At 65.9% G+C, this 21,505-nt stretch carries 14 protein-coding genes; 1 reads left to right on the top strand and 13 read right to left on the bottom strand.

The annotated features are described in order from the left end of the window. Positions 1–12: 12 nt before the first annotated feature. Both dqs_RS13985 and dqs_RS13980 read right to left on the bottom strand, forming a co-directional pair. A complete protein-coding gene (locus tag dqs_RS13985) occupies positions 13–417 on the bottom strand; it encodes a flagellar protein FlaG (protein ID WP_011766431.1) in 405 nt (134 codons plus the stop codon). Between the two features lie 78 nt (positions 418–495). Beyond that, a complete protein-coding gene (locus dqs_RS13980; protein ID WP_011766430.1) occupies positions 496–1,977 on the bottom strand; it encodes a flagellin N-terminal helical domain-containing protein in 1,482 nt (493 codons plus the stop codon). A 221-nt stretch (positions 1,978–2,198) separates the two neighbouring features. Here dqs_RS13980 and dqs_RS13975 point away from each other — a divergent pair, with 221 nt between their 5' ends. Continuing rightward, a complete protein-coding gene (locus tag dqs_RS13975; RefSeq protein ID WP_169823520.1) occupies positions 2,199–4,514 on the top strand; it encodes a tetratricopeptide repeat protein in 2,316 nt (771 codons plus the stop codon). Here the strand turns inward: dqs_RS13975 and dqs_RS13970 are convergent, their stop codons facing one another. From dqs_RS13970 to dqs_RS13920, 11 genes are all read right to left on the bottom strand, one after another. Then, positions 4,515–8,066, bottom strand: a complete 3,552-nt coding sequence (locus tag dqs_RS13970; protein ID WP_084018539.1) for a glycosyltransferase — start codon at positions 8,064–8,066, stop codon at positions 4,515–4,517. It lies immediately after the preceding gene. 37 nt (positions 8,067–8,103) lie between these two features. Then, positions 8,104–9,354: a CDP-glycerol glycerophosphotransferase family protein gene (locus dqs_RS13965; protein WP_065340880.1), complete on the bottom strand. Its 1,251-nt coding sequence runs from the start codon at positions 9,352–9,354 to the stop codon at positions 8,104–8,106. A 15-nt stretch (positions 9,355–9,369) separates the two neighbouring features. Next, entirely contained in the window at positions 9,370–10,491 is a 1,122-nt protein-coding gene (gene psrA / locus dqs_RS13960; RefSeq protein ID WP_169823519.1) for an iron-containing alcohol dehydrogenase PsrA, read from the bottom strand. Then, a complete protein-coding gene (aepY, locus tag dqs_RS13955) occupies positions 10,484–11,608 on the bottom strand; it encodes a phosphonopyruvate decarboxylase (protein ID WP_157108195.1) in 1,125 nt (374 codons plus the stop codon). Before aepY ends, psrA begins: the two co-directional genes overlap by 8 nt. Beyond that, entirely contained in the window at positions 11,605–12,909 is a 1,305-nt protein-coding gene (aepX, locus tag dqs_RS13950; protein ID WP_011766424.1) for a phosphoenolpyruvate mutase, read from the bottom strand. The genes aepY and aepX overlap by 4 nt, the downstream gene beginning before the upstream one ends. Positions 12,910–12,954: 45 nt before the next feature. Continuing rightward, the gene (locus dqs_RS13945; RefSeq protein WP_065340878.1) at positions 12,955–14,421 is read right to left on the bottom strand and encodes a glycosyltransferase; all 1,467 of its coding nucleotides are present in this window, start codon (positions 14,419–14,421) and stop codon (positions 12,955–12,957) included. 126 nt (positions 14,422–14,547) lie between these two features. Beyond that, entirely contained in the window at positions 14,548–15,354 is an 807-nt protein-coding gene (locus dqs_RS13940) for a TylF/MycF/NovP-related O-methyltransferase (RefSeq protein WP_065340877.1), read from the bottom strand. A gap of 62 nt (positions 15,355–15,416) precedes the next feature. Then, positions 15,417–16,631 (bottom strand): ATP-grasp domain-containing protein, encoded by a 1,215-nt coding sequence (locus dqs_RS13935; RefSeq protein ID WP_157108194.1) that lies wholly within the window; start codon positions 16,629–16,631, stop codon positions 15,417–15,419. Between the two features lie 56 nt (positions 16,632–16,687). Beyond that, positions 16,688–17,809 (bottom strand): DegT/DnrJ/EryC1/StrS family aminotransferase, encoded by a 1,122-nt coding sequence (locus dqs_RS13930; RefSeq protein WP_148268759.1) that lies wholly within the window; start codon positions 17,807–17,809, stop codon positions 16,688–16,690. A gap of 156 nt (positions 17,810–17,965) precedes the next feature. Beyond that, positions 17,966–19,447 (bottom strand): flagellin N-terminal helical domain-containing protein, encoded by a 1,482-nt coding sequence (locus dqs_RS13925; protein WP_011766419.1) that lies wholly within the window; start codon positions 19,445–19,447, stop codon positions 17,966–17,968. Positions 19,448–19,675: 228 nt separating this feature from the next. After that, positions 19,676–21,490 carry a GGDEF domain-containing protein gene (locus dqs_RS13920; protein WP_065340875.1) on the bottom strand — a complete coding sequence of 605 codons (1,815 nt, stop codon included), beginning with the start codon at positions 21,488–21,490 and terminating at the stop codon, positions 19,676–19,678. Between the last annotated feature and the right edge of the window lie 15 nt (positions 21,491–21,505).

Genomic DNA, 21,505 nt, shown 5'->3' with positions numbered 1-21,505 from the left:
TGCGCTGAACGGTCAGGCCTTCTGTTGGACCAGCAGGCCTTGCAGTTTGTCGATCGCCTTCGCGATCGAGATGATCTCCTCGGACGGAATCTGGCGGATGACTTCGTCCGTGCTGGCGTCGACAACCTTGACGATCGTCTTGCCGGTGTCTTCGTCAATGGAAAAAAGCAAATCCTGTGCCACAGGGGTGATGGCCTTGCGGACCTCGTCCATCGCCTGTTGCACCTGTTCCATCGTGGTCGGTTGCTCAGCCTGCGCCGCTGTTGCGGAGGCGGCGGCCGGGGCGCTGACCGCCTTTGCCGTTTCAGTGCCGACGGAGCCCTCTACCGAGGATTGCGCGGGGGGTGCTTTCGGCATTGCCACGGCGGGCTGCAGGCGCGTGTCGCCGGCAACCGTCGTCATCGAGGTGATGCTCATGATGTGGCTCCCTCATGGGCTAACGGCGCGGGGCCCTTGCGAGCCCCGCGCCGTACGATCAACGCTAGGCTACCTTGCTTAGCCGAGCAGCGAAAGCACGTTTTGCGGCAGTGCGTTGGCTTGCGACAGCATCGCGGTACCAGCCTGCTGCAGGATCTGCGCGCGGGTCAGGTTGGCGGTTTCGGCCGCGAAGTCGGTATCGCGGATCCGGCTGCGGGAGGCCGACATGTTTTCCGACGTGGTCTGCAGGTTGGCGATCGTGTTTTCGAACCGCGACTGCAGGGCGCCGAACTTCGCACGCTGACCATTCACCGCTGCCAGGGCCGAATCGACCATCGCGATCGAGCGCTGCGCAGCATCCACCGAACTCACGTCCAGGTTACTCACCTTCTGCAACTGCCCCGCCGCTGTGGTCGCACCGAAGAAGTCGGTGGTGTTGGCTGCGGCGATGCTGAAGGACTTTTCGGAGTCGAGGACCAGCTGGCCGGTGGCCTTGGCGGTTGCGCCGGCGGCGGTCGCGGTGCTGCCGACGTTCACCGAAGCGGAGCCGGAGGCCGCGTTCGCCAGCGAGATGTTCTCGCCGTTGGCATTCAGCAGGGTGATGCCGGTGCCGGCGTCATTGACGCGGGCGGTCACGCCGGTCTTGGCGGACACGTCGTTGAAGGCATTCACCGCCGAGGCCAGGCCGTCCTTGTCGTTCGCGCCGGTCGTGAAGGAGATCGTCACGGCGGTCGAGTTGTCGGAGGCGATATCGAACTTGTACGAGGTGTTAGCCGCGCTGAAGGTGACGTCGATTTCGGTCTTCGCGGACGCGGTCACGCCGGTCTTGCCGGTTTCGGCGTTGATCTGCTCGGCGGCCTTCTTGGCCGAGGCACCGGCGGCGATGGTCACCGTCGAAGAGCCAGCGGAACCGTTGATGGTGATCGCGCCGCCAGCGACACGGCTGGTGGTGAGCGCAGCGGTGGAGCCGAGGGCGTTCGCCGTGCTGCCCATGGTCAGGTCGCCCTTGCCGCCGGTGGTGGTCGCCGCGGCCGAGCCGATACGGTAGTTGCCGTACTGGGTGGTCGAGAAGTTGGCAGTGGTGGCGGAGATGGTCTGACCGGCGTTGGCACCGACCTGGAAGGTGGCGGTGGTGAAGGAGCCGTCGAGTAGCTTCTTGCCGTTGAATTCAGTGGTGGAGGCGATGCGGTTCAGTTCCGAGGTCAGCGCGTTCACTTCGTCGTTCAGGGCCTGACGGTCCGACGCGGAGTTGGTGGCGTTGGAGGACTGCACCGCAAGTTCGCGGATACGCTGGAGGATGTCGCCCGAGGACTGCAGCGCGCCTTCGGCGGTCTGCGCCAGCGAGATGCCGTCGTTGGCGTTGCGGCGGGCCTGGTCGAGGCCGCGGATCTGGGCGGTGAAGCGCTCGGAAATCGCGAGGCCGGCGGCGTCGTCCTTGGCGCTGTTGATGCGCAGGCCGGAAGACAGGCGTTGCAGCGAGGTCGCGAGCGAGCCAGCGGACGTGTTCAAATTGCGCTGAGCGGTCAGCGATTGAACGTTGGTGTTGATGACTTGTGCCATGATCGTCTCCCGAAGAGAAGAAAAATACGTCGATGAACCGGCCGTTTCGCGCTTCTGACTAAGGTTTGCTGCGTGATCCGTGTGCCGTTGAGTCCATTAACGGGCGCGTCCCGGAAAGCTTTAGGCATTTTTTGCCGGTTGCGGCGAAATCCTTTCCGCCCCCCGCGCCGCGCCCGCCGCGGAGGGCGTTCCGCCGCAGGCGGGTCACCCATATGAATCCGATGTCCCCTTTGCCCCCGGCCGACATGCAGCGCCTCCAGGACGCTGTCGAACATTTCCGCGCCGGCCGCGCGGAAGCCGCGCTTCCCCTCGCCCGTGCGCTGGCGGGGCGCCACCCTGGCGTCGGCGTGGTGTCCAAGCTGCTTGGCAGCGTGCTGCACGCGCTGGGCGAGCACGCCGAAGCGGCTGCGGTGCTCGGGCGCGCCGCGGCCGAACTGCCGGGTGACGCCCAGGCCCATTCCAACCTCGGTAACGCGCTCGCGGTACTGGGCCGCATCGACGAAGCCATCGATGCCCATCGCCGCGCGATCCGCCTGCAGCCGGAGCAAGCGACCCTCCACTACAACCTGGGCTGCGTGCTGCTGCAGGCGGGGCGCAGAAGTGAGGCCGCCGATGCCTGGGCCGAGGCGCAGACGCGCGCGCCGGACGATGCGGAACTGGCCGCGCTCTACCGCGAGTTGCTGCTTGAGTTGGGAGATAACGGCAGGCTGATGGATTTCTGCAGGGCGCAGATTGCGCGCGGACGGGAGGATGGCGGCGTTCTTGCCTTGGCGGGCGCGTTGGCGTTGGCCGACCCCGCGGGCGACATCGACGAAGCGGAGCGCTGGCTGGTTGCCGCACTGCGTCTGACGCGCGACGACGCTTCCAGCTGGTCGAACCTGTGCGTGTTGCGCTGCCGGCAAGGACGCTTCGCCGACGCGGTCGACGCCGGCCGGCAGGCGGTGGCCGCAGCGCCGGAATGGGCGCAGGGACACAGCAACCTGGCCCTCGCGTTGCGCGAAGCGGGCGCGCGCGAAGAGGCCAGAACCCACTGTCTGGAAGCCTTGCAGCTGGACGGGGAGTGCGTGGATGCCTATTACAACCTCGGCTGCATTGCCGCCGATCTCGGCGAGCACGAGCTGGCGCGGGAGGCTGGCATCGAAGCAGTGAAGCGCATGCCGCGGCCGGGCTGGCTGCTGCAGGCTGCGCACGCCTGCCGTCATGTGGCGGACTGGGAGGCTGCCGAACTGCTGGAGGCCGAACTCGCGCGGGTGTGCGACGACCCATCGGGGCTGCCGACCGGGGGCGACGCGCTGGCACCGTTTGCCTTTCTCACCGTGCCGGGTACGGATGCCGCCGCCCAGGCAGCGGTTGCACGCGCTTTTGCCGCCCAGTTCGAGCGTGTGCCGGCGGTGCGGCGCGCTGCGTCCGCGCCGGGCGCGCGTCCGTTGCGGGTCGGTCTGCTGTCGGCCGATTTCCGCGATCACGCGACCGCGCACCTGATGACCGGGGTGCTCGAAGCGATCGACCCCGGCCGTGTCCGGCTGATCGCTTACGACTACGGTCCGCAGCATGACGACGACTATCGCCGCCGGCTGCAGCGGGCCATCCCCGAATGGGTGATGCTGGCGGGCCTGTCCGATGCGGAGGCCGCGGGCAGGATTGCCGCGGATGCCGTCGATATCGTGATCGACCTCAAGGGCTGGACCCAGGGTTTTCGCGCACCCATCCTGGCGTATCGGCCGGCGCCGCTGCAGATGCAGTGGCTCGGCTTCCCGGGGACCATGGGCGCAGCCTGGCTGGACTACATCATCGCGGACGGCATCGTCGTGCCGGCAGGCGCTGAGGCCGGCTACAGCGAGCGCGTCCTGCGCCTGCCGGGCTGCTACCAGCCCAACGACGGCCAGCGCCCGCCGGTGACACCGCTGTCGCGAGCGGAGGCGGGGCTGCCCGACGATGCCCTGGTGCTGGCCGCTTTCCACCAGCACTACAAGATCACGCGGGTAAGCTTTGCGCTGTGGATGCGCTTGCTCCGCGGGTTGCCCGATGCGCTGCTGTGGTTGCTTGAAGGAGCGCCTTCGGCCATGGCCCGGCTGTCAAAGGAAGCGCGGGCGCACGGCGTTGATCCCGCACGCCTGTGCTGGGCGCCGCGGGTGCCGGTGGCGCATCACCTGAACCGTCTCGCGGTGGCGGACATCGCGCTCGACGCGTTTCCGGTCAACGCCCACACCACGGCCAGCGACGCCCTGTGGGCAGGGGTGCCGCAAGTGGCACGGCGCGGCGACACTTTCGTCTCGCGGGTTTCGGCCAGCATCCTTGACGCAGCGGGTTTGCCCGAGCTGATCGCGGCTGACGACGCCAGCTACGAGGCCCTGGTGCTGGCGCTGGGTACCGACGCGGGACGGCGGCAGGCCGTCCGCCAACGCGTCGCCGATGCCGGCAAACATGCCGGGCTGTTCAACAGCGCGGCCTTTGCCCGCCACCTGGAGGACGCGCTGGAGTGGGCATGGACGCGGCACTGCGCGGGGCTGCCGCCGGCGTCCACGCCCGTACCCTGATCAGCGCGCCCAGGCCGCCTGCCATTCGTCGAGGTGGTCCTCCAGCATCCAGTGCTGGCGAACGTGGGCCTGCAGCGCGGCGCCTTCGCGGCGGGCGGCCTTGAGGTCGTGGATGCGTTCGCGGATGGCGGCAATCCACGCTTTCGAGGTGTTGTTGACCCTTTTCACCGGAAACCCCTGGCGATACGGCCCGACGTTGGAGCACACCACCGGATAGCCGAGAATGCCGTACTCCAGCAGCTTGAGATTGCTCTTGGCTTCGTTGAAGGCGTTGCTTTCGAGCGGCGCGAGCGCGAGGTCCAGCCCCAGGCTGGCGAGGGCGGCGGGGTACTGCTCGAACGGCACGCCGCCGTAGAACTCCTTGACGTAGGGGCGCAGGTCGGCCGGGCATGTGCCGAAGAAGATCCAGTCGACGTCCCGCGCCAAGGCCGGGACCACGTCGCGGAGCAGGCCGAGGTCGCCCAGGTGGGAGTCGCTGCCGGCCCAGCCGACCCGCGGTTTCTGTCGCGGGTGTTGGGCCGGATTCAGGTTTTCCCACTGCGTGGCCACCAGGTAGTTGCGGCTGACCACCACTTCCGGCGCGGCGTTGGCGAACGCGGCGGCCAGCGCGTCGGTGGTCACCACCAGGCGGTCGGCGATGCGCATCGAGCGTTGCAGGTAGTCGCGCGCGGCTTCGCCAAACACCTTGTGAAGCGGGCTGGAAGGCGGAATGGCGGTGATGAGGTCATCGACCTCGACGATGCACTTCGCGCCCGAGTACTGGCGGTAGCTCTCCAGCGCGCGCAGATGGCGGGCCGTGCCGGGTAGCTGCACCACGATCGTGTCCATCTCCGCCTTGGCGATTTCCACCGGGCTGAAGAAACGCTGGCTGGCATAACCCCGGCAGCGGTTGGCGTCGTGCAGCCCGCGTAGCGGATTCAGCATGCGGTACTGGCCGCTGCCGTGCTGGTTGACCGGGTGCGCCAGCACACGCGGAAGCGGGTTCCAGGGCGTGGGATTCCACGATAGCGCGGCCTCGGGCTCCGGCTCCAGCTCGGCGTCCTGCAGGCTGAGGTTGGGGTTGGCGCCGGGGTCGCGGACCAGCTCGGCCATCCAGCGGCGGTGGAGCGCCGCGGTCTCTTCCTTGGGGGCCGGGTCGGGCGCTCCCGAATGCAGCAGGGTTGCAAACGGCGTCCACAGCACCCGCAACCCCTGTGCACGAAGTCTGAGGCACAGGTCCACATCGGCGTACGCGCGGGGGAACTGTTCGGCATCCAGCCCGCCGAGCGCAAGGTAGGTGTCCTGACGGATCAGCAGGCAGGCGCTGCTGACGGCCTGCACTGCATGGGCGACCAGGTTGCGGCCCAGCGGATCGGCCTCCTCGGCGGGGTGGCCGGCCAAGGGACTGCCCGCCGTGTCCTCCAGCCCCAGCAGATAGCCGCCGTGCCGCAGGGTGCCGTCGGCGTGAAGCAGCCGGGCCCCGACCGCGCCGACCTCGGCTTGCTGGATCAGCGCGACCATCTCGCCCAGCCAGTCCCTGTGCAGGGCGGCCACGCCGGGTTCGAGCAACAGCAGCAGGCTGCCGGTGGCGGCTTGCGCCCCCGGGTTGAAGAGGGCCGCAGCGCAAGGCGAGGGCGCTTCGCAATGAAGGACCTTGAGCCGGTTGTCGCCGAGTTGCTGCAGCGCGGCCAGAAAGTCCTGCGCGGCCGGATCCAGCCCCTGATGGCCGATCACCAGCAGCTCGAAGTCCGGGTAGTCCGTCTGTTCGAACAGGCTTTCGATGCAGCGCTGCAGGTGGGCGAGCGGACCGGTGGCCGGAATCAGCACGGAGACGCGCGGCGTGGCGGGCAGCGGATGGACGATGCGGGAGGTCCCCGGAATCAGGCCGGGGCCTGCCAGCGTGTCCGGTGCGCAGCGCGCGAGGTGTTGCTGCAGATGGGGAAGCTGGGGCTGGTCCGCAACCTCCGCCCGCGTCCGCGCGGGGTGTTGCGCGCCGCGGTGGTAGAGCACGTCCGGAAGATGGCCGAACGCGGCGGCGGGAAGGTGTTCGGCCAGACGCAGCGCGAGGTCGAATTCATCCTCGTGGTCAGGAAAGTGTTGCCAGCCGCCGGCGGCGCGCCAGACCGGCGTTTTCGCCAGCAACAGGCCGCCCACGTAGGCGCTGCCGCGCAGCCACTCCAGATCGAAGTCGGGTTTGAAACGGGGCGAATGGCGGCGGCCGTCCGCCTCGATCACGTCCTCGTCGGTGTAGACCGCCTGTAGTTGCGGACGCGCGTTGAGGTATTCGGCCAGCACCAGCAGCCCATGCGGTGCGACCACGTCGCCTGCACGGACCAGACCCACCCAGTCGTCCGCGCCGGCATCGTGCAGCGCGGCGGCGGCAGCCTCCCAGCTTTGCGCGCTCTGGAACCATTCCAGCCGGCCAGCGTTGAGACCTTCCGGCGCGGGCAAGGGGGTGAACACCGAAACGGCGACGCCCGGGTAGTACTGGCGGGCGAGCGACTGCAGGCTGCGCGCCAGCGCTTGAGCGTCGGCCGCGTCGTCATGCACGACGGCGATGCGGAAATGCGGGGGCTGCGTCCATTGGGCAATCCGGCGTTCGTATTCGCGCGCGTCGCTGGCCTGGAATTGGTGCGTGGCGATCCAGTCCTGGTACAGCGCGTCCGGCAGCGACACGGGCGGGCGGGCGCGCGCCACCTCCTCGGCCTTGTGCTGGGTCTTCTGCACGAAGACCGCAAGCTCCTGGAGGAAGGCCTGTTCGACGTTGGCGACGCCTTTCCTCACCGCCTCCAGCCCGCGCCGCGCCGCGGCCAGGGCTTCTTCGCTGTCGGTGAAGGCGTAGCCCTTGCCGTTGTAGATGGAGAGCGATTGCTTGGTGAACCCGAGGTGTTCGAAGCCGGGCAGCGTCATCACCACCACCGGACAGTCGCACAGCATGGCCAGCGTGCAGGTGGCCGAGCTTTCATACGAGTACAGCACCGTCGCCGATTGCAGCTTTGCGGCGAGATCGGGCAGGCTCAACGGGGTCTGGTTGGACAGCACCTCGATGTCCTTCGGCAGCGTCGCAAAATTGACGGCGGAAGGGGGGATGCGGTTCAGGTACAGCAGCGGGCCGCGCTTTGCCTTTTGGGGGTCCGGCTTGAACGTTTCGAGGTCGTTGGTGTTGAGCCTGAGATAGTCGAACTTCTCCGCGGTATTCGGGGTGAAGGCCCGGGAGTAGTAGAAGAACAGGTCGTCCGCGCCGGCATTGAGGGGATTTCCTTCGATCACCCCCTCCTTGTTCAGCATGTAGCGCACGCACACCGGGGCGTTGAGCGGATTGCCGGTGATGATGTCCGGATAGACGGCGATCGGGACGCGGTTCTCCCGCCGGTGCCTGATCGAGGTCTTGCTGTCGAGGCAAGGCGTGAGCAGCTGCGGATGGACGACTTCGGCGCCGACGACATACGCCTCGAGCCCCTGCGTGTTCAACATGTGGCACAGGCGGTGCATGACCCGCACGCCGGCCGAGCTTTCCCGGTAATCGGGCGCCGCGATGTAGTAGGGGTGCGTGGCCCCATCCTCGTAGTTCATTCTTTCTTGATCTCCGTGCAAGGCCCGGGCCGTCGGGCTACAGGCGCTTCAGCACTTCTTCCTTGACGCGGTGGGCGTTTCTCGCGTCGCTGTGTTTGAAGAATATTCTCCGCGCGGTTGCCTGCTCGCGCGCAATCGTGGCGGGGTCGAAACGCAGCCTCGACTCGACGGCGTCCATCAGCTCGTCGAAGTGCTGCACCACCGGCCCCGGAAACACCAGGTCCATGTCGTACAGCAGGCCGTCCTCGTGCGTCTTGTAGTGGTCGATGTCGTAGCCGAAGCAGATGACCGGTTTGCCCAGGTACAGCGTCTCGATATAGACGCTGGAATAGTCGGTGATCAGCAGGTCGCATTCACGGGCAAGCGCGGAGAACTCCGGGACCGCTTCCTGCGACATGTCGAAGATCAGCTCGTCGTCGATGTACTGGTCCAGATTGAAATGCTGTTTGCTGTTCTTGAAGTAGTGCGGACGGTAACCGAGGATGGCGCCGCTGGCCCGCAGCAGGTTCTTCAGCCGGGCGATCTCCGCATCGGAAAACTGATAGTAATGGGCCGTGTCGCAGACGTGGGTCTGGCGATAGGTGGGCGCATAGACGACGAGCTTCCGCCCCCGGCTCATGCCCCGCAGACGCTCCAGCGAACTGCGGATATAGCGCGGAAGCGCGTTTTCCGGCTGGGTCAGAAAGTCATTGCGCGGCAGCCCGGTAATCCACACCTGGCGATAGTTCAACGGATAGAACATCGCGCTCATCGCGTAGCTGTCGATGTCCGACGAGGCGATGAGGCCGGCGTACCCCAGTCTTTCCTGGGTGCGGTAACTCACCCGCGCGGTGTGCTTGCTGATCTCTTCGTTGGCGACGTACAGCAGCTTCTTCACCGAAATGCTGTGCCACAGATTGACTACCACCCGCTTTCGCAGCGCCAGCTTGAGCACGCTGAAGCCCTTCCCTGGCCAGCGCAGCGAGTAGTCCATGGCGATGGAGTGGGTGAGAAAGACCACCTTGCAGCGCGCGAGCAGGATCAGGCCCCGAAGCGTGCCGTGCTTGACGGTTTCGCAGTTCACCGCGTTTTCGATCTGGAAGTCGCCGCCCGCGTTGCGGTAGAAGACGAGCTTGCGGATGGCGGGATCGGCCTTGACGTGCTCGAAGACGGCGCGCTGGTTTTCGATGAAGCGGTCGGTGTGCAGGTGGTGGGTGGTAAACGCCCAGTGGTCTGCCCGCTTCGGGGCGATCAGGTCGTAGAGGCGCCACAGCGGATGCAGGATTGCGAAAAGGGTCTTCTCGAGCATGTCTTGCCGTGCTTGCTAGTCCTTGCCCGTCTGCGCGAGGGCGGAATCGATGATCTCGGCCACGTCGGCGAACGGAACCCCGTTGTAGTTGTTGCTGCGCTCGGCGGTAAACATTTCGCCATGCAGCCGCCGCACGTCATCGCGCTGCAGATACTGGAGCAGGCGCTGGCCCAGGCCGAAGGTGTCGAGCATCGCCAGCACCGCTTCCAGCAGCAGGCGTTCCGACGGGTTGTGCGCAATGCGGTCGAGGTTGGTGCGCAGGAGCGTGGGCAGCGTGAAGCTGCAGGCGAGCCCGTGGGGAACGCCGTGGTGGAGGGTCAGGGGGTAGGAAATCGCATGGGCGACCGCGGTCCTCGTCTGACTGATCGCCATGCCGGCAAGGAGGCTGGCGTGTTGCATGTCTGCCCGGCGCGCGAGATTGCCCGGCTGCGCAAGCACCTCGGGTAGCGCGCGGCCGGCCAGCGCCAGGGCCTGAAGGGCCAGCCCGCGGCTGACCGGCGTCGCGCTGCGGTTCCACAGCGACTCCAGTGCGTGGGACAGGGCGTCCAGCGCCGGGTACAAGGTGTGCTCCGGCGGAAGCGTCAGCGTCAGCGCTGCGTCCAGCACCGCAAGGTCAGGATAGGCGAAGGGGGTGGCGAGCGAGTGCTTGGCGCTGCGTTCGTGATCCCACACCGTCGCGAACGGCGTCACTTCGGCACCGGTGCCCGCCGTGGTCGGAATGGCGACCAAGGGCAGCCGCTCGGTCCACGCGACATCGCGCCTGTTGCGGAAGCACTGCGTGAGCAGATCGGGTTCCGGACGGCGCAGGAGGAGGGCGAGCACCTTGCCCGCGTCGAGAACGCTGCCGCCGCCGAGCGCGATCACCAGATCGATTTCCGTACCCCGCAGGCGGGCAGCCGTTTCGTCCAGGTAGCGGAGGTCGGGGTTGGGGACGACATCATCCAGTAGCGCGACCGTCCGGCCGGGCAGCGCCGCTTCGAGCTGACGGGCGATTCCCCGCTCCGCGGCGCCGCGGCTGGTCACCAGCAATACACGCCTTCCGTGCGGCAACTGCGGGGCCAGCGTCGACAGGCCGGCGCCGACGACCCTGACCGGGTTGTGGTAGCTCCAGGCGGTAAGCGGCACGGTGTCAGTCACCGGCGGCTTCCATGAAGGCCTGCTTGTTGTCCCAGGTGCTCGTGGTCGGCCGTCCGAGATCCTTGCGCGAGCCGCAGCGCAGCTTCAATTCCAGCAACACCGGCCCGTTTGCCTCGGCGACCTGCGCCCACGCGGTGCTCAGGCTGTCGAGCGTGTCGGCGCACGCATAGCCGGCGTATCCGACCGCGTCCGACAGTTTCCCGAAATCGACCCGCGGGGCGGCGGTGGCCTGGCCGCCAACGGATTCGTGGGCGCCGTTGTTCAGCAGGACGTGGACGAAACGCGCGGGTTTCTGTTGCGCGATCACGGCCATCGCCCCCATGTGCATCAGCAGCGAGCCGTCGCCATCGAGGCAGATCACCCGCCGCCCCGCTTGACGCATCGCGACGCCGAGCGCGATGGAAGCGGTGTGTCCCATGCCGCCCACGGTCAGGAAGTCCTGCTGCGCCTCGCCCCGCGCGACGCGGAGGTCGAACAGTTCGCGCGACGTCTTGCCGGTGGTCGAGACAATGAGGTCGTCGGGCGCTGCCAGTTCGAGGATGCGGCGCAGCGCGTCTTCACGCAGCAGGGCGGAGAGCGGCGCCGACTTCCGCTGGCCTTGATAGTCGCCGAACGCGTCCTTGCGCACCACGAGCGCCACCGGGGCGCCGGTGTTCGCCATCGCGCGGAACGCCTCGTCGAGGATCGCCTCGATGTCGCTGTCGCCCTGCACGACCCAGTGGGGAATTTCCAGCACGTCCAGTTGCGGGCGCGTGATCCGGCCCTGCTTGCGATGCTGGGGTTCGTCCTTGATGCCGGGTTCTCCCCGCCATCCGACGATGAGCAGCATCGGCACGCGATACACCTCGCCGTCGGCGAGGGAGGTCAAGGGATTGACGGCGTTGCCGAGGCCCGAGTTCTGCATATAGACGGCCGCGGTGCTGCCGGTTGCCAGGTGGTGGCCAAGCGCCATCGCCACCGCATTGCCTTCATTGGCCGCGATCACGTGCTGGCCGTCCGCGCAGTGATCGTCCACATAGGCGCAGAAACTCGCCAGCAGCGAATCGGGAACGCCGGTAAAGAAGTCGACGCCGCGACGGCGCAGGGAATCGAGGAAATGGCCGGGATCGATCATCATCGGGTGCCTGGAATGAGTGCCAATATATCGTTGATCGGAAGCAGCCGGGCGTCGCACTCGGAGGAGCGGTGATGCTCCAGGATGCACCTGGCGGTCTCGACCATGGCCGGGTACGCGCTGCGCAACAGGTGGTTGGCGTAGATGACGATGTTCACGCCGCGTTGCTGCAGTTCTTCTTCGGTGACGGTGTTGTAGGTGGACGGCACCGCCACCAGGTACTTGCGGTTTTCGAGCTGGCGGTAGCGCTCGCAGAACGCGAAGATTTCGTCGGGCGTGGTCTTGCGGCTGTGGATCATGATGCCGTCCGCGCCCGCGGCCAGATAGGCTTGCGCACGTTCGATCGCATCATCGACGCCCTTGTCCAGGATGAGGCTTTCGATGCGGGCGATGATCATGAACTCGTCGGTCGCCTGCGCGCGCTTGCCGGTGCGGATCTTGTTGCAGAAGTTCTCGATGCTCTCCTGCGTTTGCGGCACGTCGTTGCCGAACAGCGAATTGCGCTTCAGCCCGGTCTTGTCCTCGATGACGATCGCCGAGATGCCCAGGCGCTCCAGCGTGCGGACCGTGAAGTTGAAATGTTCGGGCTGACCGCCGGTATCGCCGTCGTAGATGATGGGCTTGGTGGTGACTTCCAGGACTTCGTTGAGCGTCTGCACCCGGGCGGAAACGTCGACCGCCTCGATGTCCGGTTTTCCCTTCGCGGTCGAGTCGGTCAGGCTGCTGCCCCACATGCCGTCGAACTCGCGTCGTCCGCTGGGCGTATCCACCGCGGTGTGCTCGATGATCAGCCCCGAGAGGGCGTTATGGATATCGAGAAAGCGGATCAGCGGCTTGACCTGCAGCAGGCGGCGCAGGGCGCTGCGCCGGATGTCGGGCGTGGTGCCGATTTCCTTGATCGCGGCCTGCAGACGGGTGGATGAAATGCCGGCGGTGTAAGGAATCTCCACCAGTTCGCCGCCCCATTGCTTGAGCGTGTCGATGACTTTCTGCCGCGTTTCGCGCTGGACGCCTTCGCGCCAGTCATCGCCGTGCACCACGTAGTCGGGTTTGAGCAATTCGAGATTCGGCGTGTAGTCGAGCGTCGTCTGGGGCACCACGCGCGAGACGCCCTTGATATTCTCGACCACCGCCATCCTTTGCTCGAAGGGCATGTACGGAATGCGCTTGTAACTTGCAATGGCCTTGTCGGTCAGCAGTCCGATCACGACTTCGCCCAGGCTTGCGGCGTGGCGGATGATGTTCAGGTGGCCTGAGTGGACGAGGTCGGCGCTCATGCCGACATACACGATCTTCGTTTTCATGTCGTTTCTCGCTCCCGATGTTTGATTGAGTGGCGCACGAGCGCTTCAGCAGGTGGTTGAAGAAACGGTGCGGGTTTCGTTTCTCGGCCACCACCCGGGCGGGCGCTGGCCCGAAAAGTCGTAAGGCAGGTCGTGCGCTTCCCGCGACAGCAGGTTCATATCGATGGCCTCGACGAGGTCGTCGAAGAAATAATGAATGCGTTCGGGTTTCACCCCGTGGCGGGCCGCCAGCCGTTCAATGGCGCGCTTGTCGGGGGCAAGCGTGCTGACGATCAGGTTGCAGTCGGGGAATTTCGCGATTTCGTCCGCGGAGACGATGGGCTTCTCGAAAATCTCTTCGCCGATCCATTTCCCGTCGCGATCCACGATGCAACTGACCTTGGCCTGATCAATCTTCTTCATGATCATCGTGCAGCCTGAGCCGCACCCGTAAATGACGTGGTTGCGCGGGCTCTCGTTCAATTCGACTGCTTTGCGGTGAATGGCGCGCTTGATCTTGAGGAATTCCCGCATCAGCGCATCCAGATTGAGCGAACGGATGATCTGCGGCGGAACGGGTTCCCGATTGAACAGCCACAGGATCCGCTGGAAGATCAGGGTCTTCAGCTCGCGCGACAAGCTGCCGCCGGTTTCGCGGTTGATCTCCAGGTAGGCACGGATGACCGCCGCCTGATGATTGGCCAGTTTCTCGATTTCGTCCCGCATGCCTCGCGTCAGCGAGTGCCTGGTCTGGAAGCGATAGATGGACATCGGCTTGGCGTGGTACAGCGCGCCATCACCCATCGCACCGAACATCTGCAGGAAGACGTCGCCGCCGCGGATATAGCCGCGCGTTTTCATGAACTCGGCGAGCTTTTGCTTGACGCTCCAGCGCACCATGCACGATGCCGTCGGAATCAGCCCCTGGGGCCGGTAGATCGCCTCGTGGAAAGACACGATCCGGTCGCTGTCGGCGTAGTCGCCGATCAGATAGGGTTTGACGCACTTCTGCCCGTAGTGCACCAGGACCGCCTGGTGAAACGAAAGATTGATCGAGGGGTGGCGGCGCAGTCCGTCGACCTGGAGCGCCAGCTTGAGCGGGTCGGTCCACATGTCGTCGCCTTCGCACCAGGTCACGAATTCGGCGTTGGCCCGCGGGTAGTTGTACGTGATCGAAGGATTGACCCCCTGGGACCATTGATTCTCGGTTTGGAGGATCGGCTTGATCACCGTCGGGTAGCGAAGCTGGTATTCCCTGATGATGTCCTGCGTACCGTCCGTCGAAGCGTCGTCGTGAATCAGGATTTCAAAGCCGAAGTCGGTTTGCTGGCCGAGAATGCCGTCCAGCGCCTTGCGCAGATAGGGCGCGTGGTTGTAGGTGAGCATGCAGATGCTGACCACGCAGGGCGCGTCCGCCCGCCAGCGGCCGACCAGTTCGGCTTCGCTGGCAGGGGGCGAGATGCTTTCGAGTTGAGAAAGGTCGATCGTGGGTCTGTCGGCGCGCCTTAGCAGCGACGCTTTCAGCTTGTACATGCGACTCATGGTATTCAGGCCATGGAAGGCGATTCCGCCGGTGGAAAACGGTGGCGACGGGCGCCGGGGGCTCAGTGCGCAGCGCCGGCCCTCGTCAGATCTTCGCTGGGTGCGCTAACCGCAGGTCTATTCGCCGAAAACGGCCCAGGCGCCGAACGGGTGGTGCGGGCTTCGGTACAGGCGAAGGTTGTTGAGGCCGATCGCTTCGTCCAGGGCGGTCGTTTCACCGGGAAAGTAGCGGCAGTTCAGTTCGTCGAATGCAAGTACCGATCCTTTGACCAGCCGCGGGCGGATTTTTTCCAGCACGGTTTTCGTCGGCGCGTAGAGATCCATGTCGAAGATGGCGAGCGAGATGATCGCGTGCGGATTGCTCTCCAGCCATTCATCGATGGTGTGGCTGGCGTCGCCCTTGATCAGCGCGTGCTTCTTGAGGTGGGGAAGCGGCGGGAACTGCTCCATCAGATGGAGAATCCGCTCCAGCGTCTGTTCATGCCCTGCGGCGGTCGACAGGTCGCGCGAACGGACGAGGTTTCCATCCTGCGGATGAACCGCGGGGAAGCCCTCGAAGGTGTCGAAACCGTAGATGGTGCGGCTGTGATTGAAAGGTTCGTAGACGCTGCGCAGATTGATCAATTGCGTCATCGTGGCGCCCCATTGCACGCCGAATTCGCAAATCACCCCGGGCACGTCCAGGATCTTGAGATACAGGTTGTTCAGGTAAAGGACGCGGGACAGCGCAGCGACGTTCATCGTCACCATGCTGTGCTTGTTCCACACCTCGTCGCCGAACTGGGGCAGCAGGTCTTCGGTGATTTCACGCAGTTCGCCCAAGGCTGCACGGATCGGGTCCGTGCCGCTGAAGGCGATCTGCTTGCGTGGAGAAGGCGTGTCCTCTGCGGCGGGGGCTTCGGGGGCGTTTCGCGGTGTATCCATGTCTGATTCCGGGGCAATGTCGGCGGCGGATGGTGGGCGTTGCCGTGACGCCTGGGCCGATCCTAAAGCAGGCACTCGACCATGTCTGGCGAGAATGTCGGGACGCGATGCCGGTGGGCAACCTCGCGCCGCTCGGCGAACGAATCGTCGATGAAGATCGCGCGCTCCTCGTCGATATGAGCGGACTTGGGGCTGCCGTCGGTGATGTGGATGACGCGGTCGAACAGTTCGCGGATGCGCAGGGCGCGCAGGGTTTCGTCCGGGGCGCGTCGGTGTCGGGTCAATAGCGTCAGGTGTTTCCCGGCAGAAACGGCCTTGTACAGGAATCCGACGAGTTGATGATTCAGCCGCCCGTGTATCAGCAGGCAGTCGTCGAGGTCCACGAACACGTGGGTGTAATCCACCCCGATGCGATAGCGGTTGTCGAGTGCGCGGTCGAGTTCGATCGCGTACGCATTGCGCTCGATGTCGACATCGTGGCCGAACGCGTCGAACGCGCTCAGCAAGGCGAAATTGACGCCCTGGCAGCGGAACAGCCCGGAAGAGCCGCCCAGGCGGGCGGCGACTTCCAGCAGTTTGGGCTGGCCGGCGGCATCCTCGCGGGCCTGGAAGAACCAGGCGCCCCGCGGTTTCAGCGCCGCGTTGATGGTTTCGGCCCAACTCTGGAATTCGGCGGCGAACTGCGTGCTGGGTGAGGTATTGACGCTGATGCCGTTGCTGATCCGGCTGCGCTGGCGTACGCCGTGAAAGCGCAGCCGGCCGTGGCGGTCGGTGAAGCAATCGACCGTCCATTCCTTGCCCGGCAGGTATTCCAGCAACAGCATGGCGCCGGTGCGCTGGCCGGCGAGAAATGCCTCAGCAGCCTCGCGCGTGTTCGCCAGCAGGCAGTTGCGGGCGCCGTAGCCGCGATCCGGTTTGATGAAAACCGGATAGTCTCCGATTGATTCCAGCGACGGGTAACGCGCCGGCGTTGGAATGAGGCCGGCAAGAAGCGCATAGGTGGCCTGCTTCGAGGCGCATAGCGCGGTTGCGCGGGCATCGCTGCCGATGACCAGGATGCCGAGCCGGCCGGCCAGATCCTGCAAGGTCTCGGCAACCGCGTCCATGGTCGGGTAGATCGCGTCGATCCGGTGTTCCCGGACGATGCTTGCAATGCGGTCGGCGAAATCCGGGCCGTCGTGAAATGGGAGCCCGCCGAGGTATTCCTCATAAACGAAGCGCCCGTGATCATCCACGCTGGAGCCGCCGACCAGCGCGAAATGCGCCGAGTAAGACATGGCGCGGTGTATCTCCAGCCCGATTTCGGATCCGCAGGGAAATACGAAAATCCGCTTCATTGCGCCGTCTGCAACACGATGTCGATCAATCGTTCCTGGTCGTCCGTGCTCAGGGAAGGGTAGATCGGGAGGCAGATCACCTGCTCGGCAATCCGGGTTGCGTTCGGCAGCAGCCTGCTCGCGGCGCTTGGCAGGCCGCGGTACATCGGGAACGAACTGATGAGCGGGTAGAAATAGCGCCGCGCATGAATGTTGTGGGCCTTCAGCCGTTCGTAGAGTCCGTCGCGGCTCACCGGGTGGTCCGCCTGTACGAACAGCGGGCAATAGGCGTGATTCCAGTCCAGGTCCGCCGGGGCCTCCAGCACCCTCAGCGTTTCGCAGCCGCTGAAAGCCTGCTGGTAGCGCCTGTAGATGGCGGCGCGGTTGTCCAGCGCCTGGTCGATATGCTTGAGCTGCAGCAGCCCCATCGCCGCGCTGACCTCGTTCATCTTGCCGTTGATGCCGGGCGCGACCACGGTGACTTCGTCGGCGAAACCGAAATTCTTCAGATAGTCGATGCGTTGCTTGATCTTCGCGTCCGGGCAGACGATCGCGCCGCCTTCAAACGTGTTGAAGACCTTGGTGGCGTGAAAACTCAGGATTGCGAGGTCGCCGTGGCGCAGGATGCTCTGGCCGCCTTTCTTGACCCCGAAGGCATGCGCCGCGTCGTAGATCACCTTCAGGCCGTAGGTATCGGCGATCTGCTGGATTCGTTCGACGTCGCAGGGAATGCCGTAGCAGTGCACCGGCAGGATCGCCGTCGTCGCTGGCGTGATGGCTTCTTCTATCCGCTCGGGGTCGAGATTGCAGGTGTCCGGATCAATATCGACGAATACCGGCTTGATGTTGTTCCAGAGCAGCGAATGCGCCGTCGCTGCAAACGTGTACGGCGTGGTGATGACTTCGCCGCCGATGCGCAGGGCCTGAAGGGCGGTAACCAGTGCCAATGTTCCATTGGCAAACAGGCTCAGATGGTCGACGCCGAGATAGGCCGCGAGTTGGGCTTCCAGCTGGTGATGGAAGGGGCCGCTGTTGGTAATGCGCTTGCTGGCCCAGATCCGCTCCAGATACGGAAGGAATTCTTCCAGCGGCGGCAAATGCGGTTCGGTGACGAAAATCGGAGGCTGCGGCTGGGTCATGGTGGGCATGGGGAACAAAGGGGCGCGTGGCCGTGTGACTACTATAAACCAGGGTTCCGGACGACTAAGCCTATTCCGCCATCAGCCCTTTGGCCCGGCAGAAAAAAGAACGGCCGCGCGAAGCGGCCGTTGCAGCGTGGAATGGAATCGCCGCCTTTAGCCTTGCAGCAGCGACAGCACCTGCTGCGGCAGCGCATTGGCCTGGGCGAGCATCGCCGTGCCGGCCTGCTGCAGGATCTGCGAGCGGGTGAGGTTGGCGGTTTCCGCCGCAAAGTCGGTATCGCGGATGCGCGAGCGCGAGGCCGACAGGTTTTCGGACGAGATCTGCAGGTTCGAGATCGTCGTTTCGAAGCGCGACTGCAGGGCGCCGAACTTGGCGCGCTGGCCGTTGATCGCCGACAGCGCGGCATCGGCAATCGCCAGGGTGCGCTGCGCCGCGTCCACCGAGCTGACGTCGAGGTCCGCGACGCGCTGGAGCTGGGCGGAGGCCGACACGTTGTTGAAGAAGTCGGTCGCGTTGGGCGCGTCGATGCTGAAGGACTTGTCGGAGTCGAGCACCAGCTGGCCGGTACCGATCGCCGTGGCGCCGGCGGCGGTGGCGGTGCCACCGATGGTGGCGGCGCTGGAGCCCGAGGCCGCGTTGGTGAGCGAGATGTTCTCGCCAAACGCGTTGAGCAGCGTGATGCCGTCGCCGGCGTCGTTCACCCGTGCGGTCACCCCGGTCTTGGACGACACGTCGTTGAACGCATTGACCGCGGCCGCGAGCCCATCCACGTCTTCGGCGCCGATGGTGAAGGAGACCGTGATCGCGGTGCTGTTGTCCGAACTCAGGTCGAACTTGTAGCTGGTGTTGGGCGCGCTGAAGTCGATGTCGAACTCGGTCTTCGCGGTCGCGGTCACGCCGGTGGTGCCGCTTTCGGCATTGATCAGCGCCGCAGCCGCCTTGGCCGAAGCGCCGGCCGGAATCACCGCGGTGGAGGTGCCGCTGGCGCCGTTGATGGTGACGGTGCCGCCAACCACGCGGTTGGTCGCCGCCGCGCTGGAGCCGAGCGCGAAGGCGGTGCTGCCGGGGGTGAGGTCGCCCTTGTCGCCCGGCGTGGTCGCCGCCAGCGAGCCGATGCGGTAGCCGCCGTACTGGCTCGTGCTGAAGTTGGCGGTGGTGGCCTGGATGGTCTGGCCGGCGTTGGCGCCGACCTGGAAGGTGGCGGTCGTGAAGGAGCCGTCGAGCAGCTTGCGGCCGTTGAACTCGGTCGTCTTGGCGATGCGGTCGAGTTCGGCGGTGAGCTGGTTCACTTCGGCGTTGAGCGCCTGGCGGTCCGACGCGGAGTTGGTGGCGTTGGACGACTGCACCGCCAGTTCGCGGATGCGCTGCAGCACATCGCCCGCGGATTGCAGCGCGCCTTCGGCGGTCTGCGCGAGCGAGATGCCGTCGTTGGCATTGCGGCGGGCCTGGTCCTGGCCGCGGATCTGCGAGGTCATCCGTTCCGAAATCGCGAGGCCGGCCGCATCGTCCTTCGCGCTGTTGATGCGCAGCCCGGACGACAGGCGCTGCAGCGAAGTCGCCAGCGAACCCTGCGACGCATTGAGCTGGCGCTGGGTGTTGAGCGAGGCGACGTTGGTGTTGATGACCTGTGCCATTTTGCATCTCCTTCGATATCTGGTTCGGCTGGTGCTCGGGTCGCCGACGCGGGAGAGTGTGTCCGCGGTTCGAGCAGGGCATCCGAGCCTTGTGGCCAGATATCAGCGAAATGCGTGCCAGGTCTTCTGGCGCGGATTTACTACTTGATTTTCAATGTGTTGGGAGTTGTTGCCGGATCGAGGCGGCAACTATTGCCAGGGCTTGCCGGCGTTTTGCCGGCCCGCGGCCTACGGGTTTGCCGGTGCGGCAACCACCTGGTTCTTGCCGTTCTGCTTCGCGCGGTACATCGCCGCATCGGCGCGCGCGAGTGCCTGCTCCAGCGGTTCGCCGAGGATCACGGGGGTGACGCCTGCGCTGAAGGTGATGACGATCTTCTGCTGGTTGGACATGAAGAAGCTGCGCGTCAGTTCGCGCTGCAGGCGGATCAGCGCCGCTTCCGCCTGCGCGAGATCCGCGTCGGGGTAGAGGATCACGAACTCCTCGCCGCCATAGCGGGCCAGGGTGTCGTGCGGACGCAGCAGGCGGCGCACGACGGTGGCAAGGTGCAGCAGCGCGCCGTCGCCGCTGCTGTGGCCGAGGGTGTCGTTGAGGCGCTTGAAGTTGTCGAGATCGAGCAGCGCCAGGCACAGGCCGGTGTGGTGGCGTTGGGCGCGGGACGACTCCTTGCCGAACATGTCTTCCAGCCCGCGCCGGTTGAGGGCGTTGGTGAGGGTGTCGTGGCGCATCAGCCGGCTGGCTTCGTCCAGCGCGCGCTGCATCGCGGCCATCTGCGCTTCGGCGCTCTCGACCCGTTCGCGCGTGGTCAGCAGTTCGTCGTGCGAGCGCCGGGTCTCGTCGCGGATGGCGATGGTTTCGGCCATGACTTCGTCGAGCAGGTGGCCGATCTCGGTGATGTCGCGGGCGTTGGCGATTTTCTGCGCGCAGTCGCCGAGCTTGCCCTGGTAGGTGTCGGTGGAGGCGCTGAAGCGGGCGAGCTGGTCGACGAAGCCCGCCAGCATGGCCTTGAGGTTGCGCTGCGCTTCGACCAGGTTGTGCTTGAGCTGGCTCTGCTTGTAGATCACTTCCTTGAGCTGGCGCTCCGCGTTGTCGAGCACGCGCACGTCGAGGGTCTGGTCGAGGACGGTGCGCAGGGTTTCGACCTGGCCGTGCAGCCATTGGTCGTCCAGCACCAGTTCGTCGATGTTGGTCAGCAGCAGACGCAGCAGGTCGAGAAGGCCGTTGCGGAGCTCGGCGTTGTCGGCCGCATGGCCTTCCAGCCGCAGCGCGAACTTGCGCAACTGGCGCGCGCCGACATCGAGCGCGGGCCGGTCGGCCGCGCCGCGCACCGTGGTGGCGATCTCGCGCGCATCCTGCAGCAGCGCCGCGTCGTCGCCGAGCATGGCGGGCACGACGGTATCGAGTGTCAACAGCAGCAGTTCGCGCAGGTTTGCGAGCAGCTCGACGGATTCGCCGCGGCCGAGCAGCCGTACTTCCGTTGCCGCCGTGCCGCCGTTGCCCTCGGCCGTGGCCGCCGCGGGGGCGGAGGGCAGGTCGGGAACGTGCGGCGTGGGCGGCAGTTCGGGGTCGGTCGGCGTCTGGCCCCAGGCTCCGAGCAAGGCCTGCAGGCGGGCGTAGAGCGTGGCGGGGTCGCTGGCGGCGAGCACGCGCTCCAGCGACTCGCGCTTGCGCGCGGTGGTCCAGCCGAGCTGGCGCCCTTCCCACTGCCGCAGCAGGCGCGCGATCAACTCGTTCCAGGCGGGTGGAGGCTCGATCGCGAGGGCGTCGAGGTACTGGCCCAGCGCGGCTTCCGCAGCGGCGCCGTCACCGCCTGCCAGGGCCTGTTCCAGCTGGCGCGCTAGGCGCTGGCGTTCCGCGTTGTCGCGCGGCAGGCGGCGGGCCAGGCGGGCGACGTAGCGCTCGGGAAAAGGCGCCTCGGCCGCCTCGCCGCCGGCGATCTCGTAGTACAGGCGCTGGTAGTTGTCCGGCGTCGGCGGGATGCGGCGCTGGGCCAGTTGCAGCAGGACTTCGCGCGCGACTTCGGATGGATTGAGTGGTGCGGACATGGGGCCGGACGACGG

It is taken from the genome of Azoarcus olearius, from assembly GCF_001682385.1.
Lineage (GTDB): Bacteria > Pseudomonadota > Gammaproteobacteria > Burkholderiales > Rhodocyclaceae > Azoarcus > Azoarcus olearius.
The sequence above is the reverse complement of the archived record's forward strand: the minus strand, read 5'-3'. Positions and strand labels throughout refer to the sequence as shown.

What these genes read in the sequence shown, in the direction of transcription:
- dqs_RS13985 (WP_011766431.1), bottom strand. Translation starts at nt 417, where the DNA reads ATGAGCATCACCTCGATGACGACGGTTGCCGGCGACACGCGCCTGCAG.
- dqs_RS13980 (WP_011766430.1), bottom strand. Translation starts at nt 1,977, where the DNA reads ATGGCACAAGTCATCAACACCAACGTTCAATCGCTGACCGCTCAGCGC.
- dqs_RS13975 (WP_169823520.1), top strand. Translation starts at nt 2,199, where the DNA reads ATGTCCCCTTTGCCCCCGGCCGACATGCAGCGCCTCCAGGACGCTGTC.
- dqs_RS13970 (WP_084018539.1), bottom strand. Translation starts at nt 8,066, where the DNA reads ATGAACTACGAGGATGGGGCCACGCACCCCTACTACATCGCGGCGCCC.
- dqs_RS13965 (WP_065340880.1), bottom strand. Translation starts at nt 9,354, where the DNA reads ATGCTCGAGAAGACCCTTTTCGCAATCCTGCATCCGCTGTGGCGCCTC.
- aepY (WP_157108195.1), bottom strand. Translation starts at nt 11,608, where the DNA reads ATGATGATCGATCCCGGCCATTTCCTCGATTCCCTGCGCCGTCGCGGC.
- aepX (WP_011766424.1), bottom strand. Translation starts at nt 12,909, where the DNA reads ATGAAAACGAAGATCGTGTATGTCGGCATGAGCGCCGACCTCGTCCAC.
- dqs_RS13945 (WP_065340878.1), bottom strand. Translation starts at nt 14,421, where the DNA reads ATGTACAAGCTGAAAGCGTCGCTGCTAAGGCGCGCCGACAGACCCACG.
- dqs_RS13940 (WP_065340877.1), bottom strand. Translation starts at nt 15,354, where the DNA reads ATGGATACACCGCGAAACGCCCCCGAAGCCCCCGCCGCAGAGGACACG.
- dqs_RS13935 (WP_157108194.1), bottom strand. Translation starts at nt 16,631, where the DNA reads ATGTCTTACTCGGCGCATTTCGCGCTGGTCGGCGGCTCCAGCGTGGAT.
- dqs_RS13930 (WP_148268759.1), bottom strand. Translation starts at nt 17,809, where the DNA reads ATGACCCAGCCGCAGCCTCCGATTTTCGTCACCGAACCGCATTTGCCG.
- dqs_RS13925 (WP_011766419.1), bottom strand. Translation starts at nt 19,447, where the DNA reads ATGGCACAGGTCATCAACACCAACGTCGCCTCGCTCAACACCCAGCGC.
- dqs_RS13920 (WP_065340875.1), bottom strand. Translation starts at nt 21,490, where the DNA reads ATGTCCGCACCACTCAATCCATCCGAAGTCGCGCGCGAAGTCCTGCTG.